Source organism: Paenibacillus sp. FSL H7-0756 (assembly GCF_038006765.1).
Taxonomy (GTDB): domain Bacteria; phylum Bacillota; class Bacilli; order Paenibacillales; family Paenibacillaceae; genus Paenibacillus_AQ.
Window position 1 is genome coordinate 65,485 of record NZ_JBBOVT010000003.1, and the last position, 16,578, is coordinate 82,062.

Here is a 16,578-nt window from a genome sequence, read left to right on the forward strand (position 1 = left end):
CATGGACCAAAAGGTGTTCTCGAAAGAGCACCTTTTTCTTTCACTGTTTTTAATTCAAGGTCAGCAATTAATCTATCGTCCTCAACCCCCAATTGCCTGTATCATCCTTCACGAAGTAAAAGGAAAGATGGTTTTCTTTAATATCGGAACCATCCTTAACTTTAACCTCTAGAGTTACAACAGTTCTGCCAGCAGAATCCTCTTCAACAGACATTAGCTTCTCGAAAGAGTACTCTTTCCCAAGCATGAAGCTGTGCGCGTCAGCCGACTGATTATTTGCAAAGGCACTCCTGAATTCTTCCTCGTTATTATTCACTAGAGCGTTCATTACTGCGTTCAAGCTATCTGTAATCTGTTCATTCAACTTCGTATCATTTACATCACTTAACTCAACAAATATTCCTGTCTTAAAATTGCCCTGGTCTGGTGATGATTGTGGCGCTGAAGGCTGTGTCTTTTGGCTTGTAGCAGCTTGTTTGGGGGTAGCATTGGGATTCCCAGCACAGCCTGCTAAGATTCCTATAATTAAAGAACCCGCTATAACCTTCGCGATTTTGTTCATCGTAACCCTCCTTGGGTTTATTGCCTTCCCAGTTAGCAGATGCAGATCCTATTGGCTTCGAAGCATGATATTAATAGCGCTAACGCTGATATGTTAAGCATACATTAGAATAAGCTCTCAAACATTTGTACGGAGGAATATCATGAACAAATTAATAGGGATTTCTCTATTATTACTACTGACCGCTTGCTCAAATCCTCAAGAATCTAACACAACAACGAAGGACATTACCTATACAGAAATTAAAACCTTTCAAAGTAACGCGGCTCCTATTTTGAAATGGAATGACCAAATTTATTTAATAACTGACGAAAATGTATCTGCCAGTGAAGTTGAATTGGAGATCGGAAAAGTCACCAGTTACTCTATTGCAGGCGAAGAAATAACACCAAACAATTTTTCGAATTATTATGGTACAGGCACACCTTTTTTCATTATTAAAGGGAAAGACGAATTAAAAGAGCTAGCGATCCAAGCTGATAAAGAAACCTTCGTGAAGGCAATAATTCCATTGGCAGTTACCAGCTCCAATTCGGAATTCCAACTCTAATATGGTTCAAACCACGCCGCCGGGCTCCAATAGGAGTCCTTTTATGTGTAATTTTAGGAATATCATAGATTTACATTATGGATTGGGCTATCATCAATACATACAGAGAAATTGTGGAAAATTGAATTTGACCAACATGATGGGGGTACACATGGACGAATTAATGAAGAGAATCATCCAATTCCGTGACGATAGGGACTGGAAGCAATTCCATGATCCCAAGGATCTGGCGCTCTCGATCACGCTGGAGTCTAGCGAACTGCTGGAGCTTTTCCAATGGAAGAACAGCCAGCAAGCTATAGAGCAACATTATTCCGGCATGCAGGACGAAATCGCTGATATTCTCATCTACACGCTTACGCTTGCGCATGATCTGCAAATCGATGTTAAGGATGCTATCCTTCAGAAGATAGACAAAAACGCGAAGAAATACCCCATATCCAGCTCCAAGGGAAGCTCACAAAAAAGCACACAGCAGTGATTGAATAGGGGAGAGTTCTATGATTATCTATGAATCGACCAAGCAGCAATTTATGGATGATGTGACCGAGGATACGATCGCGGTAAAGATTCATAACCAGTACGTCCAAAAAATCGGCAGAGTTGCCATGGGCGAAATCAACGCCTGGAACAATTCCATGAACTATTTATATAAAGTACTGAACACATCGGACATTCCAGATGACGTAGGAGTTGCGATTGAATATAGAATTCCAGCGACCCCGAGAAGAGTCGATTTCATGATTACAGGCTTGAATGAACAGGATCAATACTCTGTCGTCATCATCGAACTTAAGCAGTGGACCAGCATTGAAGCGATTGAGGATGCGGATGGTCTCGTTAAAACCGTTTTTAACAGAACAAAGACAAGTACACAGCATCCTTCGAAGCAGGCATGGTCCTACGCCAGGCTAATTCGCGATTACAACGAGAGCGTACAGAACGAAGCGGTCCAGCTATATCCTTGTGCGTATCTACATAACTATATTCGGAAAGATAATGATCCCTTATTGCATCCTGTCTACGACTCTTACATTGAGGAAGCGTCGATTTTCTCCAAGGGAGATGCACTGAAGCTAAGAGGGTTTATCACGACCTATATTAAAAAGACCGACAGAAGCAAATCACTGTACCTTATAGAGCATGGCAAAATTAAACCCTCCAAATCGCTGCAGGATTCACTCCTCAGTATGCTCCAGGGAAATCAGGAATTCATTATGATCGACGATCAGGATGTTGTGTATCAAGAAGCGTTAAGATTAGCGAAGCAAGCCCAGTCGGGAAAAAAACAAGTCCTGATTATCGAAGGTGGCCCGGGGACAGGTAAGTCGGTGCTTGGCATTAATCTTCTGGTAGAGCTTACCGCCCGGGAACTCGTCTGCCAATATGTAACCAAGAATAGCGCCCCGCGCTCCGTATACATGAAGAAGCTTCAGCAGAACGTGAAGAAGTCGTTCATAGATAACCTGTTCAAGGGCTCAGGCGTGTATTATGATGCACTACCAGATGAATTCGATTGCCTGATTGTGGACGAGGCGCACCGCCTAAATGAGAAGTCCGGTCTGTTCAAAAATAAAGGGATTAATCAGACGATGGAGATCATCCGAGCTTCCCGGTTCTCGGTATTCTTCATTGATGAATAATGTTCTTTATCAGCCAACTTATCTTCAAATAAGTACTTGAAAAACTGCTTTATGGCCTTGATCCGTCCGTTTACTGTATTGTCTGATCCACTTTGATAAACAGATAGGTAATAAAATGGTTTTTTATTTCTCGAGTCGATACCGTGTAGATATAGAAAGGCACTTGCTGTGCAAGAAAAGTGGCTCGACAGGACGCCGTCGTGCAATAATGTATCGCATATTGTAGTGAGTAGACCGACTATAAGCAGGGGCGTAATTATTTGATTTAAACTAGGGTGAAGTTCATAACAAAGAAAAAAGGAACCGGTGACTTGCGGCATTAACAGTTTTACAAGCTACCGAATACTTTTAAGATTCAGGGGAATGACTTTACAGATTGTAGCTATTACTTAAGCTTTGTCACTATTGTTGACGTCATTCTCGGAAGAGTCCACTTGTTCTTGGTTAAGGGAACTGTGCTCTTGACGAGTTTTGCGGAATTGACGGTACACTACATATAATTCGAAGTATCTTATCAATTCTTCCACCAAATTATCATGAACTTTATGAAGTGTATCTATGTTATTTAATAACCAATGAATGATATCGAAAAGTATATTCATTTGCATATCCTTCCTTTCCTAAGGTGATTTGGGTCTTCATATTGAACCTTCTGAAGATAAATGGCAGAGATTTGCTCTTTCACTATCCAAGGACAGAACCTGTCAGTTTGAGTAACGAAATTAGAGATAGCGAAGATTTCAAAGCGGTAGTCGATTGCGAATATTTAGTTGTAGTTCACACAACTGGAATGCACTGCAGGTGGCCGTTGTGTGAAAGTTTCAATTTATGTACTAATAGTAATTCAGCCATAATCGTCCTAACAGGAAGTCGGACTTCATGTTATTGGACAAAATTGAGCCCTTACAAATAAACAAAATACTGTTTATTTGCAAGGGCTCTCTGATAATGCTTGAAAAGAAACACGAAGTCGGACTTCATGTTTTCTCAAAATTATTTTATTGTAGCGTATGAAACAATAAAATAAGAAGATATTATGATTTTTTTTATTTTTGGTATTAACATACCAAAAATAAATATTGGTTGACACAAATTATGTGTGATGCTATGTTTTTTGTATGAAAATAACAGTGAGTTGTTTTGTAAGGGAGGGATAAAGATGCGCAACGACAAGCAGGTGAACTATATTTGGAATCGTTATAATGCGTTGAGGGGATATACTGCTCAGTCAGAGTTGCAAGTTGCATTGTTCCTTTTAAAAAAGACAAAAGATGAATTTTTATTAAGTTCAAGAAAGCCTACTGAGCAGAAAGCTTATGAGCTAATGCTTTCAATATCGAACAGTTACGGAATGAAAAATCCATACCCAGATTCTAAGACGTTTTTTGGTGCTTTTATGGCTATGGATGATGAAGATATTGATTGGGAAATGGTAATGGCATCTACAGATTCTAAAGGGATGTTTTACATACCAAAAGTTCTGATTACAGAATTTGAAAAACATTTTAATCCAAACACTAAGAAGGTGTTGATACCTGAAGCTGAAAAATTTGTACCTTACCTTACTGAATTAGTAACTCGACATTCTGATTGTGAATTCTTCATAACTACCATGAATAGTGTGAGTAAAGTTCTGCTCAACGAAATTTTTAATGAGTATGTCAATGTAATTGTCGAGCAAACAAGTATTTATGATTACGAGTTCTCAACAAGGAAGTTTGATTTAATTCTGGCTGTACCTATATTTGGAGCAAGAGAACGACGAGAAGATAATGGAGATTTCATTTGTAGGGAATATGAAATGATAGCTGTAGAAAATTTACTATTACACTTGAATAGCTCTGGAGTACTGGTAATTGTACTTCCAGCCCGGATAACTTTTGCTGCGGGATCGATTAAGGACTTAAGAGATTTTATACAAGGCATGTATAAACTCGAAGAAATAGCTGAGCTGCCAACTGGAATGTTTGCATCTACTGCTATTAAGACCTATATGTTTACGATCACAACGGGCCGAACAGAAGATGTAATGATTAAAAGATATAGCGCTGCTAAAAGCGACATTAAAAAAAACGAAATCAATGAACTGGTTCTCATTGATGATACATTTGTTATGCTGGAAGAGTTGATGGAAATGGGTTACTGGAATGTTGATCATATCTTTGGGATGGTAGATGAAGATTGGCAGCGTTATCAGAACTCAAGCATAAAAAAAGAAGAATTAGGTAATGTTGCTGAAGTATTTCGCGGTAAGGCGATCAACAAAAAAGATGCTAATGGTAGCATTGGAGTCGTAAATATATCGAACCTTAATGATTATGACATTGATTATGCGGGCCTTGATCACATCGAAGAGGAAGAGCGTAAAGTAGCGAATTACTTACTAAGAGATGGGGATTTATTATTGCCAGCACGGGGAACAGCGATCAGAATTGCGGTTTTTCAAGAACAGAAGTATCCTTGCATCGCATCATCAAACATTATTGTAATAAGACCGAATGAAAAACTGCTTTTAGGAACGTACCTAAAAGTTTTCTTAGATAGCCCGATGGGGAACAAAGTTTTAGCAGGAAAGCAGCAAGGAACAGTCGTCATTAATATTAGCTATAAAGACTTGAAGACGCTAGAAATCCCGTTGCTCCGGGTTGAAGAACAAAAGGTGATCGCAGAAGAATATGAGCATGAACGTTCCAGATATGTAGAAAGTATTCGTCTTGCTGAGGATAGATGGAATGAAGTTATGGAGCGTCTTCAAAAAACTATTATGAATGTAAAACAATAATATGGTTGGCCTAAATAACTGTGATAAAGAGGAAGAGTTATATAAAGAGTCGGAGAGTCGGTAAAAAAGATATGCTGAGGCTTCACTAAAAGTATCGACCCAGCACCAGGGAGGAAATTGCATGATCGGGGCCATCATTGGCGATATTGTCGGTTCCAGATTTGAATGGGATAATCATCGCTCGAAAGATTTTGATTTTTTAACATATAAGTGTTTTTTCACTGATGACTCGGTAATGTCATTAGCGATATGTGAAGCACTTATGATCTGTAAACGTGATTTTAGTGACTTGAGTGATCAAGCTGTTAAATCCATGCAAGTTATTGGAAGACCCTACCCGAGTAGCGGGTATGGAGGGATGTTCTATAAATGGATATACAGTGATTCGCCGGAGCCTTATTACAGTTTCGGAAACGGTGCAGCAATGAGAGTTAGCGCCTGTGGCTATGTAGCTACTTCCATTGAAGAAGCTACATTACTATCACATAAGGTGACAGCTGTAACACATAACCATCCTGAGGGGATAAAAGGTGCGGAGGCTATTGCTGTTGCAGTCTTTATGGCTCGTAGCGGGAAAAATATCTTAGAAATTCGCGATTACATTGATAAGCACTACTACCCCATGAATTTCACACTTGATGGAATCCGGGAAACATACCAATTTAACGAGACTTGCCAAGAAACAGTTCCGCAAGCACTTATTGCATTCTTCGAGTCATTCAATTTCGAAGACGCAATTCGTAACGCTATCTCTATTGGTGGAGATAGTGATACGTTGGCTGCAATTACGGGAGGTGTGGCAGAGGCCTACTACGGAGTGCCGACACATATCAGAAAGCACGCACTGACATTTCTTGATGTGCGGCTTCTGAAGATACTGCTTGAGTTTGAAAACATATACCCAGCAAAGATGGAAAAAATACAGTCTTCAGGGAGCGTTAGCATTAAAGAAGAGTCTGTAGGAGCAAAAATAAAAACGGGAGGTAGAGAAGAAATGATCCGTTCAGCAATGGATGCGGCTGATGAAGCGCTAAAAAACAGTACTTTAGAGTCTGAGGAAACAACAAGTCAAAAACTCTTTTCTCACCTTTTTGAAGCCTGCAATATTCTGCGTGGTCCAATTAATCAGGATGAGTATAAAAGCTATGTAACGCCAATTCTATTTTTTAAACGATTATCGGACGTTTATGACGAGGAAACACAAGTGGCACTAGAGGAGTCTGGCGGTGATGAAGAATTTGCTGCTTTTCCCGAAAACCATCGTTTCTTCATCCCCGATGGCTGCCATTGGCAGGACGTTCGTGAAGTAAGCGAGAATGTTGGAGTAGCAATAATCAATGCTATGAACGGCATTGAACGTGCCAATCCGGACACCCTTTACGGTGTATTTAGTAGCTTCGACGATGCAAACTGGACAGACAAGTCAAAGTTGTCGGATGAACGATTGAAAAACCTTGTAGAACATATGTCGAAAATAAAGGTCGGAAATAGCAACTATTCTGCTGATGTTATGGGAGACAGCTATGAGTTCTTAATTAAAAAATTCGCGGACTTATCAAAGAAGAATGCTGGCGAATTTTACACTCCTCGCTCAATTGTAAAGCTTCTGGTTATGCTCTTGGCTCCTCAAGTTGGTGAGTCCGTATACGATCCCGCAGCGGGTACTGGGGGGATGCTCATTGAGGCGATCCATTATATGAAGGGTGATAAACTTACTTATGGCCGTATCTATGGTCAAGAGAAGAACCTTGCCACTTCTGCCATTGCCAGAATGAACTTGTTCCTTCATGGAGCGCATGATTTTAAAGTTTCTCAAGGTGATACGCTTCGATCGCCAAATTACCTGGAAGGCGGCACGCTGAAAACCTTCGATTGTGTCATAGCGAATCCGCCATTTTCCTTAAAGAATTGGGGCGCTGAACAGTTTAGTTCGGACATATATGGTCGCAATTTATGGGGATGCCCTACGGACTCTTATGGAGACTTTGCTTGGTTGCAGCACATGGTAAAATCCATGGATCCTAATAACGGGCGATGTGCAGTTGTTCTTCCTCAAGGTGTATTGTTCCGTGGTGGTAAAGAAGGCGAGATTCGAAAAGAACTTGTTGAATCCGATAAGTTGGAATGCATCATTACATTAGTAGGTGGCGTTTTCTACTCAACGGGTGTCTCGGCCTGTATCCTGCTCCTGAATAATAACAAACCGAATACGCATAAAGGTCGAATATGCATGATTGATGCTTCAAGCATACATACTCCCCAGCGTGCACAGAACATTATGACTGATAATGACATCCAGAAGGTGTTTGATTACTACACTGATTACGAGGATGTAATCGAACACGTGAAGATCATCAATTTAGATGATGTTCGCAGTAAGGATTATACGCTGGCAATCAACAGTTATATTGTAAAGAAAGCAAAAGAAACAGTATCGTCTGCTGAGGTTCGTAGAGAGTATTATGAGGCTTTTGACGAAATGATAGAGGCTGAAGAAGAAATGATGAAATTACTCCTGGAAGGAGGGTATGTCAATGAGTAAGCGTATTGGAATTGAAGAATTGCAGTCCTACCTTTGGAATTCTGCTGTTTTATTACGAACCAATATCGATGCTGGGGCTTATAAGCAGTACATATTTCCGCTGTTGTTCTTCAAGCGTATCAGTGATGTTTTCGACGAGGAATGTGAACAAATTCTTGAAGAATACGGTGGGGATGAAGAAGCTCTCGAGTGGGAGGAGAATCACCGTTTCATCGTGCCGGAAGGCGCTCACTGGCGTGATGTGAGAGCAGTATCTGAGAATGTTGGAGTTGCAATTGTGAATGCTTTTCGAAAACTCGAAAATGCAAACTCTGACAAACTGCAAGGTGTCTTTGGCGATGGCGCATGGACAAATAAAAATCGGCTCCCTGATCGGTTACTAAAAGAGTTAATTGAACATTTCAGCACTAAAACACTCTCTATTAAGAACTGCCCGGAGGATGAGCTCGGTCAGGGATATGAGTACCTGATAAAAAAATTTGCTGATGATAGCGGCCACACCGCGCAAGAATTCTATACGAATCGCACGGTGGTGCACTTGATGACGGAAATGCTCAAACCCGAATCCGGCGAATCCATATACGATCCTACATGCGGCAGTGCTGGGATGTTGATCTCTGCCATTGCATACTTGAAAGATCAGAAAAAAGAATGGCGTAACGTGGCGGTCTATGGCCAAGAAGTTAATGCTCTAACGTCCGCTATAGGTAAAATGAATCTCTTTCTCCATGGTGTGAAAGACTTTGATATAGTCAACGGTGATACGTTGAAAGCACCTGCATTTATTGAAAACGGCAAGTTAAGGCAGTTTGATTTAGTCCTTGCTAATCCACCTTACTCTATCAGCCAGTGGGATCGTGAATCCTTCATAAGTGATAATTACGGTCGTAACTTTCTTGGAGTACCTAATCAAAATAGAGCTGATTTTGCGTTCATTCAACATATTCTTAAAAGTATGAATGAACATTCTGGAAGATGTGCAATTTTACTTCCACACGGTGTACTTAATCGACAAGAAGAAGCGAAAATGCGAAGGGGACTTGTTGATAATGATCTAGTGGAATGTGTCATCGGCGTTGGTAAAAATCTATTTTACAACTCACCTATGGAGGCTTGTATTTTAATATGCCGCTCAAAAAAGGAAGTTGAAAGAAAAGGAAGAATTTTGTTTATCGATGGCCGTGCACATGTAACTCGACGTGGCACTGAGAGTTTTTTAGCACAAGAGGAAATAGATAAAATCGCACAAATATATGATAATTTCCACTCAATTGATGGACTGTCATATGTTGCAAATGCCAAAGAAGTGAAAATAAAAGAGTTTTCTTTAGCAATAAACATGTATGTTGCTCATACCAACCCACAGCAAGAGCAATATAATGAATCTTCAGACATACTTGTTGAAAAATGGATAACTCAATCTAGACGACTTCATAAATCGCTTGCATTAATGCGATCATTTATTGAAGAGGAGCAGAGCAATGAATAGAGTGAAATTCGCAGATGTTGTTATCAGAGCCAACACAAAAGAAGACAAAGATAATACTGAAAAAGAATTCTATGTGGGTGGAGAGCATATTTTAAGCAGCGAAGTTTTAATTAAAGACCGTGGAGTAATTGCAGGCTCCACTATAGGTCCAATGTTTTATTTTGGATTTAAGGCTGGACAAGTTTTATTTGTTACTCGGAATCCTCACCTAAAAAAAGCTGGTATGGTCACTTTTGATGGAATTTGTTCTGAGAAAACCTTTGTACTAGAGTCAAAAGATGAGAATGTATTACTCCAGCGTTATCTGCCCTTTGTTCTTCAGAGCAATGATTTTTGGTCATATGCTGAAGCCAATAAAAGTGGATCGGTGAATTATTTTATTAACTGGAGCACACTTGCCAAATATGAATTTGAACTTCCAAGCATTACTGTGCAACGAGAATTAAGCGATTTGCTTTGGGCAATAGAAAATACAAAGCAGGCATATAGAAAACTATTGCAGAAAACGGATGAGTTGGTGAAATCGCAATTTATCGAGATGTTTGGGGATCCAGTGGGAAATGAAAGAAGGTGGGAGCAATGCACTATTGAAGAAGTTTGCAGTAGAATAATGGGAGGTGGTACCCCCTCAAAAAGCATTTCACAATACTATACTGGTGAAATACCGTGGGTAACACCTAAAGATATGAAAACTGTATTGATTGAGGACAGTATTGATCATATTACCGAAGAAGCGGTTAATAACAGTCCTGCTAAGTTAATTCCAGCGCATTCAGTCTTAATGGTCATCCGGAGTGGGATATTGAAGCATGACCTGCCTCTCGCCATTAATACAGTGCCAGTCACAGTTAATCAAGATATGAAAGCCTTTATAGTCGGCGAGAGAATTACACCTGAATTTCTTTTACACACGTTCAAAGCTCATAAAGCTGACCTCCTGAGCAATGTACGAGCAGTGACAGCAGATAACATAGAGTTTGGGATAATTCGAAACTTGAAAATCAATTTACCCCCAATCGACCTGCAGAAACGCTTCGACGAATTCGTCCGGTTGTCCGATAAATCAAAATTTGAACTGGAACAATCGCTAAAAGATCTGGATTTCACTTACAGGAGAATCATTTCCGAGAATCTCGGCTGACTTATTATGCTATTTGATTTCTTCCTGTTTTAAGTTGTTACAACATTAAGGAGAAGATTCTATGGCCGAAAAGTTAATTATAAGGAATAGTAGGAACTTATCGGAACACTGAGCTCCACTCAACTTGAAGTATTGGTAAAGGTGTTGAACAAGCACTTAGCAACATTTGTGGTCGATGAATACACGGCAACTGAAAATGTAGAAAACATGTTGTTGCCGTTGTTCTTCGCTAATAAACGAGTAGAAGGTTGCTCGAAGAATACACTCGAAATTGTCTATTGGATTAATAAAATATTACCATGTAGCAAAACAGTAGTTTGACACATCAATATAATGAAATGATTTCTTTAATTTTTATGATCATAGAGTATAGCAAGAATTACTGAACCAATGTCGCCGGACCATACATATCGTAGAATATTATGGAAACGAATTACAATTATTTTCCGCATAATTAATATCGGTATTCTTATTAAGATTGGGGGTCACTTGATGTTTAATGAAGACAATACGATTGAACAAATGGTTCTTACATCGCTCAAAAACAATGGTTGGAAGTATATGCCTGCCGAAGAATTACAACGTGAATATTCTGATGTAATGGTTGAGACTATGATTAAAGAGGCTCTCATCCGCCTTAATCCTGAAATTGCTGAAGAACCGTCCCGCGCAGATGAAGTTATCTATAAACTGCGCACGTTAATATTGACGGTTCAGCCGCACAACCTAGTAACGCAGAATGAAATGTTCAAGAAGATGGTTTTTGAAGAGAATTCTTACCCATTCGGCAAAGATGGACGAATGATTCCCATTCGACTCTTTGGAACAATGACGAAAGAAGACTTGGCGCTTAACGAATATGTTGTCACCAACCAATGGGTATTTCCACAAAAAGAGAGTGGTAAGAGACTAGATATTGTTCTATTGATTAATGGATTCCCTGTGGCGATTGGTGAGTTGAAAACGCCTGTTCGTAATTCTATTACATGGTTGGATGCTGCAGGAGATATAGCTGCGTATGAAAAAAGTATACCAGGCATGTTTGTAACTAACATATTCAATTTCGCTACAGAAGGCAAATGTTACAGATATGGTTCAGTTTGCATGCCCGTTGGAATGTGGGGGCCGTGGCATACTTCGGATCATAAAAGTGAAGGTAGTCTTACTGATGTGAAAATCAGTGTTGAAGATATGATTACACCTGAAAAGATCATGGACATTTTTCAGTTCTTTACATTATTTGCAACCGATAAAAAGTATCGCAAATATAAAGTCATATGTCGTTATCAACAATATGAAGGTGCGAATCTTATTGTGGAACGCGTAAAGACCGGATACCCAAAACAAGGTCTTATCTGGCATTTTCAGGGCTCGGGTAAATCATTACTGATGGTTTTTGCAGCACAGAAACTTAGAATGATTCCTGAATTAAACAATCCAACCATAGTTATAGTTGACGACCGGATTGACCTGGAAACGCAGATAACTGCAACGTTTAATGCATCTGATATTCCTAATCTTGTTAGTCTTGGCTCAAAGGACGACTTAGAATCCTTCTTCTTAGGGGACCAGAGAAAGATTGCAATTACAACAATCTTTAGATTTGGTGATGTTAAAAAGGAACTTAACCCTAGAGACAATATCATACTTATGGTGGATGAAGCTCATAGAACTCAGGAAGGCGATCTAGGTAGTAAAATGCGTCTTGCTCTTCCAAATGCTTTTTTCTTTGGCCTTACAGGTACACCAATTAACCGTATTGATAAAAATACTTTCAATACATTTGGTGCAGTCGAGGACAAGAGTGGATATATGAGCAAATATTCCTTCTCCGATTCAATCCGTGACAATGCGACGCTACCATTGAACTTCGAACCAGTACCAGTTGACCTGCATGTTGATAAAGAAAAGCTCGATGCTGAATTTGAAACATTAACAGAGACTTTGTCTAAAGAAGATAAAGCAGAGTTATCTCGAAGGGTCAACATGAAAGCGATTATGTATGACCGCAAGCGTATCAGAAAGGTCTGCGAGCATATATTCAAACATTACCGGGAGAAAATTGAGCCGAATGGATACAAGGGTCAGGTTGTTTGTTATGACAGAGCATGCTGTCTTATGTATAAAGAAGAGCTTGATACATTGCTAGGTCCGGATGCAACTACAATCGTTATGGACACCAACAATGACAAGGAAGATAAATATAGAGCGTTCAGACGTGATAGGGACGCAGAAGGGAAGGTTCTAGATAGATTCAGAGAACCTAATGACCCTCTGAAACTAGTAATAGTTACGTCTAAGCTTCTTACTGGTTTTGATGCACCTATATTGCAGGCTATGTATCTTGATAAGCCAATGAAAGATCATAACTTGCTGCAGGCCATCTGTCGTACTAACAGAACCTATGATGAAGGTAAGTCACACGGCTTGATTGTTGACTACATAGGTATATTTGATAATGTAGCTAAAGCTTTGGACTTTGATGAATCGAATATGAAAAAGGTCATTTCGAATATCGAAGAGGTCAAAAAGCAGATCCCTGCTTTAATGCGTAAGTGCTTGAGTTATTTCATGGGAGTAGACCGTACAATAGATGGTTGGGAAGGTTTGATTGCTGCACAAGAATGTTTGCCAACTAATAAAATCAAAGACGAATTTGGAGCAGATTATAAAGTACTTAATAGAGCGTGGGATGCGATATCGCCAGATCCGTTTCTGAATTCAATGAAATACGATTTTCAATGGCTGACAAGAGTATTCGAATCGGTGAAGCCTACCGATGGAAGAGGCGGGTTGATTTGGGCAGCACTCGGAGCGAAGACTTTGGAATTGGTTCACGAGAATCTGCAAGTGGGAGAAGTACATGATGACATGGAGATTCTTACGATGGATGCAGATTTAATCGATGCATTCATTGAAAAACAAAAGGATCTGAGAAAGACCACGATCAAAGTTGAAATTGATTTGGTCGCGAAAATTCGAAAACACAGTAATGATGTTAAATTCGTTAAGTTAGGAGAAAAACTTGAAAATCTCCGTGAAAAACACGAACAAGGGCTAATAACCAGTATTGAGTTTCTAAAACTGCTATTAGAACTTGCGCGGGAAGCAGCAGAAGCTGAAAAAGAAGTAGTGCCTGAGGAAGAAGTGGACAAAGGCAAGGCAGCATTGACAGGGCTTTTTGATGAGGTGAAGAATTCAAAGACACCAATTATAGTCGAGCGAATTGTTAGCGATATAGATGATATCGTTAAGATTGTACGTTTCGATGGTTGGCAGGGGACAACTGCAGGAAAACAGGAAGTGAAAAAAGCTCTTCGGAGTGTTGTCTGGGTCAAATATAAAATTAAGGACAAAGAAGTCTTTGATAAAGCCTATCAGTACATTGAGCAATATTACTAATTCGTAGACCAGATGTGATGAGAATCCGGTAGGGGGGACAAGGTGCATAATAACTATAATTCATTCGAAGCTTACCTCGAAAACATTTATTATGATGAAATGCATCAAGCAATAAAAAAAGCTATCCTTCAAAAAGGAAGATCGTTTGATCTTAATTCGTATTATGTATTAGATCCATCATATATTGATATAGAGAACATACGTGTAAGAAGCATAACATTCTATGGTATAGAACACCGTCAGATTTTTTTTAATGTTACTATCAATGCTGAAATTGTTCTAAAAGGGATGGGTAAACAAAACTATGTAGCCGATAGGCATTCTAAATGGTTTATTTTATCCTTCTACGGACATCTAATATCAGGCCTTCGAAAAGTCATGATAATCGATGTTAGGAATTACAGTAAAGAGAGGTTTAGCAAAGAAAGCGCACTATCAAAGTACCTTGTCCCTTATTTATATTCGGAAGATCTGGATAATGAAGCTGAAAAATTCTTGCAAAAGTATTATCCAGAAGCACTGGAGAATCCAATGCCATTAGACATGGCCGAACTGCTGGACAATATGTGTCTAACTATGCATTATGCACCTTTGCCAGATAACATCTTTGGTCAGTCATACTTTGGTGAGGCTCAGGTGGAAGTATTCGAGGAAGACATGAAACACACGCGAACAGAAAATGTTGATGTTGGAACCATATTGGTAAATCCCAATGTGTTTTTTATGAGAAATATTGGTTCTGAGAATAATACAATTGTTCATGAATGTGTTCATCACGATCTCCATGCAAACTTTTTCGAATTACAGAAGCTGCTGAATAATGACGTAGTTTCACTAAATTGTGAAGTAGTTGAGGAATACGGAAGAGATACGGTAGGGATTGATAAAGCTTTACACTGGATGGAATGGCAAGCAAACGTTCTAACACCAAGAATCTTAATGCCTTTAAAAACTACAAAACAGAAACTGAATGAAATATTGGTACTGTTACATGGTGAAAAGCAAAATCTACGAAATGCTGAGAACCTGCAGCTTGCGATTGATGAACTCGCTTATTTTTTTGGCGTATCCAAATTAGCAGCAAAACTACGAGCGATTGACATTGGGTTCGAGCAGGCAGCAGGGACTTTTGTATATGTCGATGGCAGATACTACTCGCCATATTCCTTCCGAAGTGGCACATTAGGAAGGAATCAAACGTTTGTCATTGATGAGATAAATGCTTTTAATGTAGTAAAAATGTCAGAAGTTCTTTCTGATATGGTGTTCTCAGGTAAAGTTGTTTATGTAAATGCCATGTTTTGTATTAACGATCCCCAATATGTACTACGTCACGAAGATGGCTCAATAGAGTTGACTGAGTATGCAATAGAGCATGTTGATGAGTGCTGTTTGATCTTTGATAGAACAAATCGAATCAGCAAATTATATGATGATTCCTTTTATAGAAGGTGTTTTCTCTGTAGGGATGTTAGTGCTATCAATTTTGTTGAGGCAACGTACAATCCCAACTATATAGATAATCAAAATGCACAAGAGCGTGCAGAGGAGACCGCAAAAATAAGTGTTTTCTCCAAAGAAATTTCAAATGAACTATTGAATCTGCCAGGAAGTTTTTCAAGAACATTGGAATGTCATATAAAAAGAAGAGGCATAACCAATGAGATTCTAGCTGAACGGTCTGGATTAAGTGCTAGAATAATAAGCGATTATAGAAATAAGGAAGCGTTAACAAAGGAGTTACCAGCGGTTCTGGCATTATGTATTGGATTAAATCTACATCAGTTTTATGCTGATGATTTCATTTCGAAGGCTGGACATCAATGGAAAATGACGCATGAACACATGGTGTATAGATGGTTAATAGCATCTCATTCAGATGAAACCTTGTATCAATGGAACAAGAGGCTCGAAGATGCAGGTATATCTCAACGTCTTCCGAGTAATAAGCATTAGTAAATATACAGAAACTTATTTTCCTGGACATGCAGACTAGTTTCAAATTAGTTGAAGGGAACCTTATCATAAGTAGTGGTAAAGCGGAAGGTTCAAGTTAGGGTTGATTTGAAAGACTGTAATACAAGCAGATGAAAAGAAGTAAAGACCGGACTAAAGGCAAATTCTAAAAAAAAGAATTAGCAAAAGTAAAAATTGTCAGACCATCCTGCTCTTCAATAAATACCATGTTTTCATATCTGACATTCGCCCCTCGAAATGCGTGAAAAACCGCTCATATTGCCCTGTCACAGTCCCAAGCCTTCTTCAAGCTAAAACAAAGGGTGAGCGGTCCAAACACATCGTTCTCCTTTTCATCGTCGTATGTGTTATCTCGTTGCTTCTTTCCAATTCCCTGCGCATAGGTTTCATCCGTGCCAAGTAATTTGTAAATATATCCAATTAAATTGCCCATAGGGGGAAAGGGAGATGTAAAAATGATTGGAACGAAATAAGTAGTCGGATCATAGAA

The 16,578-nt window shown here is 39.3% G+C and carries 10 protein-coding genes; 9 read left to right on the forward strand and 1 reads right to left on the reverse strand.

Features of this window, described 5'->3' with window-relative positions; all coding sequences use genetic code 11:
- Nucleotides 1-67: 67 nt before the first annotated feature.
- Nucleotides 68-562 carry a hypothetical protein gene (locus NST04_RS26235; RefSeq protein WP_341186900.1) on the reverse strand — a complete coding sequence of 165 codons (495 nt, stop codon included), beginning with the start codon at nt 560-562 and terminating at the stop codon, nt 68-70.
- A 142-nt stretch (nt 563-704) separates the two neighbouring features.
- Between NST04_RS26235 and NST04_RS26240 the strand changes: the two genes are divergently transcribed.
- From NST04_RS26240 to NST04_RS26280, 9 genes are all read left to right on the forward strand, one after another.
- Nucleotides 705-1,112, forward strand: a complete 408-nt coding sequence (locus NST04_RS26240; protein WP_341186901.1) for a hypothetical protein — start codon at nt 705-707, stop codon at nt 1,110-1,112.
- A 151-nt stretch (nt 1,113-1,263) separates the two neighbouring features.
- Complete coding sequence (locus NST04_RS26245; protein WP_341186902.1) at nt 1,264-1,593, forward strand: nucleotide pyrophosphohydrolase; 330 nt, start codon at nt 1,264-1,266, stop codon at nt 1,591-1,593.
- Between the two features lie 19 nt (nt 1,594-1,612).
- A complete protein-coding gene (locus NST04_RS26250) occupies nt 1,613-2,755 on the forward strand; it encodes a DNA/RNA helicase domain-containing protein (protein WP_341186903.1) in 1,143 nt (380 codons plus the stop codon).
- A gap of 1,159 nt (nt 2,756-3,914) precedes the next feature.
- On the forward strand, nt 3,915-5,537 hold the full coding sequence (locus NST04_RS26255) for a restriction endonuclease subunit S (protein ID WP_341186904.1): 1,623 nt from the start codon (nt 3,915-3,917) through the stop codon (nt 5,535-5,537).
- A gap of 121 nt (nt 5,538-5,658) precedes the next feature.
- The gene (locus NST04_RS26260; RefSeq protein ID WP_341186905.1) at nt 5,659-8,079 is read left to right on the forward strand and encodes an N-6 DNA methylase; all 2,421 of its coding nucleotides are present in this window, start codon (nt 5,659-5,661) and stop codon (nt 8,077-8,079) included.
- Nucleotides 8,072-9,568 (forward strand): type I restriction-modification system subunit M, encoded by a 1,497-nt coding sequence (locus tag NST04_RS26265; RefSeq protein ID WP_341186906.1) that lies wholly within the window; start codon nt 8,072-8,074, stop codon nt 9,566-9,568. Before NST04_RS26260 ends, NST04_RS26265 begins: the two co-directional genes overlap by 8 nt.
- On the forward strand, nt 9,561-10,709 hold the full coding sequence (locus NST04_RS26270; RefSeq protein WP_341186907.1) for a restriction endonuclease subunit S: 1,149 nt from the start codon (nt 9,561-9,563) through the stop codon (nt 10,707-10,709). Before NST04_RS26265 ends, NST04_RS26270 begins: the two co-directional genes overlap by 8 nt.
- A 492-nt stretch (nt 10,710-11,201) precedes the next feature.
- A complete protein-coding gene (locus NST04_RS26275; RefSeq protein ID WP_341186908.1) occupies nt 11,202-14,111 on the forward strand; it encodes a type I restriction endonuclease subunit R in 2,910 nt (969 codons plus the stop codon).
- 42 nt (nt 14,112-14,153) lie between these two features.
- The gene (locus NST04_RS26280; protein ID WP_341186909.1) at nt 14,154-16,067 is read left to right on the forward strand and encodes an ImmA/IrrE family metallo-endopeptidase; all 1,914 of its coding nucleotides are present in this window, start codon (nt 14,154-14,156) and stop codon (nt 16,065-16,067) included.
- Nucleotides 16,068-16,578 lie beyond the last annotated feature (511 nt).